The 2485-nt window shown below is 39.7% G+C and carries 2 protein-coding genes; both read left to right on the forward strand.

The annotated features are described in order from the left end of the window. The first annotated feature begins 132 nt into the window (after nucleotides 1–132). A complete protein-coding gene (gene istA / locus FCJ93_RS24540) occupies nucleotides 133–1677 on the forward strand; it encodes an IS21 family transposase (RefSeq protein ID WP_137744923.1) in 1545 nt (514 codons plus the stop codon). Continuing rightward, nucleotides 1677–2441 carry an IS21-like element IS643 family helper ATPase IstB gene (gene istB, locus FCJ93_RS24545; protein ID WP_137744924.1) on the forward strand — a complete coding sequence of 255 codons (765 nt, stop codon included), beginning with the start codon at nucleotides 1677–1679 and terminating at the stop codon, nucleotides 2439–2441. Before istA ends, istB begins: the two co-directional genes overlap by 1 nt. Nucleotides 2442–2485 lie beyond the last annotated feature (44 nt).

Raw genomic sequence — 2485 nt, forward strand, 5'->3', positions numbered from 1 at the left:
TGTAAACGCTAGAATAAAGTTGACAGTTATTGCTTGATAAGATTTTACACTTTTGCTCAATCAACCTACTACTTTAGTAAAATAGGAATTGACGTTATTTTACTGGAGGTAGGGGTTTTGGAGGAGAAGTTAGTGTTATATGTAAAGATTCATGAACTAAGTAAAAGAAAATTTAAAGTAACACAAATCGCTAAGGAGCTTAAGATCTCAAGACCAACTGTCTATAAGTATTTAGAAATGACGTTTGATGAGGCAAAAGCTTACACTGAACAGCCTTCGGGAAAGAAGAAAAAACTAGATTCCTATAAAGACTGGATACTTGCATGGCTAGAAGAGTATCCTCACCTGAGTAGTGCTCAAATTCATGATTGGCTTTTGGAGAGATATCCAGACCTATCGGTCGGTGGAAGTACGGTGAGGTCTTATGTGAAAGAGATTCGCGAAGTCTATCAGATCGAGAAAAAGGTCATTGTACGTCAATACGAAGCAGTTCCTGAACAACCAATGGGTAAACAACTTCAGGTAGACTGGGGTGAAACCAAACAGAAGACGGCAGACAACAAAGAAATCAAACTGTACTTTATTGCCTTTGTACTCGCTCACTCCAGACATAAATATATGGAATGGCAGGCACGTCCATTTACTACAAGAGATGCGATCAGGTGTCATGAACATGCATTTCAGTTCTACGGAGGACGAACAGAAGAAATCGTCTATGATCAGGATCACTTAATCACAGTGAGTGAAAATGCTGGCCAGCTGCTTTTAACAGCTGAATTTCAAAGCTATGTAAATGAGCGTAAATTCAACATTCATTTGTGTAGAAGAGCTGATCCAGAATCTAAAGGCATGATTGAAAATGTAGTGAAATACATAAAAGGGAATTTCGCTGACAGTCGGGTGTTTAGTGAAATAGAAGATTGGAATGATCGAGCATTGCAGTGGCTCGAACGTACTGGAAACCATCAGGTTCACCAGACCACAAAAAAAAGACCAGCAGAAGTGTTTCTCCTCGAAAAGCAACACTTACAGCGAGTCTCTTCACTACTTTCATATGAAAGTACCCATAACCAAAGTATAACAAGAAGTGTAAGCAAGGACAACACGATCCGTTATAAGTCAAACCGTTATTCCGTCCCAATAGGGACTTATCAAACAAGGAGTGAGAATCTTGTATGGATTGAAACGACAGGCGAAGAGCAAAAGACGCTCGTCATTCGCAGAAAAGTAAATGGTGAGGTAATTGCCGAGCATCTTATTAGCTCAGAAAAAGGAAAACTCATTCAAAACCGTCATCATACTCGTGATCGCTCCAAAGGGGTTGAAGAGCTTAAGCAACGTCTAATCTCTTACTTTGAAAATCAGACACAAGCAGCTGCTTATTTGGATGAGATCAGCCAACGATACCCGAGGTATCGTCGAGACCAGTTTTCCATCATCTACAAGGTGATTCAACAGTATCCAGCATTAATGGATATTGTGATGACTAAGTGCATGACGGAGAAACTATACAATGCGAATGATTTTCGAGATATCGCTCATCACCTTGATACATTGCGTGACGAACCAGTTATAGAGGTACAATCCATTTATGCCCATTCAGCAAAACATTCTGATATTAAGGCCTCTACCCGTTCTTTAAATGCGTATACAAGCATTTTAGGAGGTAGAGCATGATAAATAAGACTGTGCATGAATTACAAAACCAATTTCGTCAGTTACGTCTATCAGAGACTGCGGAGGAGCTGCCACAGCTTCTTCGCACAGCTGAAAAAACATCATGGACCTACTTGGAATTCTTAGAATCTATCACAAGATACGAATTAGCAAAACGTGAAGCGAAGAGCCTTGAAAAAAGAATGAAATGGGCACGCTTCCCTTTCGTGAAGTCATTAGATGAATTTGAACTTAAAGGTCAAAACGTTCTAACAGCTCGCCAGCTTTCTCAGCTTCGAGAATTGAGCTGGTTAGAACAACAGTACAATTTAATTCTTCTAGGCCCTCCGGGCATCGGAAAAACGTATATCGCAATTGGGCTGGGACTCGAAGCCGTTTATAGAGGATTCCATGTTTACTTCGCTACAATGGGTGAGCTTGTGCAGCTTTTAAAAACAGAAGAGTACCTGAATAAATCGAAAGTCCAACTCAAACGGATTAGAAATGCCGATCTTGTGATTATCGATGATTTGATGTACATGGCGATGGATCAGAGAGAAGCAAACTTATTTTTTCATTTAATCAATCATCTCTACGAACGAAGTTCGATTATCCTGACTTCTAATAAAAGTCCAGATGAATGGGGAAATTTAATTGGAGATCAAGGCATTACGACAGCGATTTTAGATCGTTTACTTCATCGTGTGGAAGTCATACATGGTGGAGAGGATGAGGAAAGTCATCGGATGAAAAACAGGAAAAGTATTTTTTCAGCAGAAGTGTAAAAAGGAAACGAGCAAAAAGTGTAAAATTTGACTTGACGTCTACA

It is taken from the genome of Robertmurraya siralis, assembly GCF_005502275.1.
In the GTDB taxonomy this organism is placed as follows: domain Bacteria; phylum Bacillota; class Bacilli; order Bacillales; family Cytobacillaceae; genus Robertmurraya; species Robertmurraya siralis.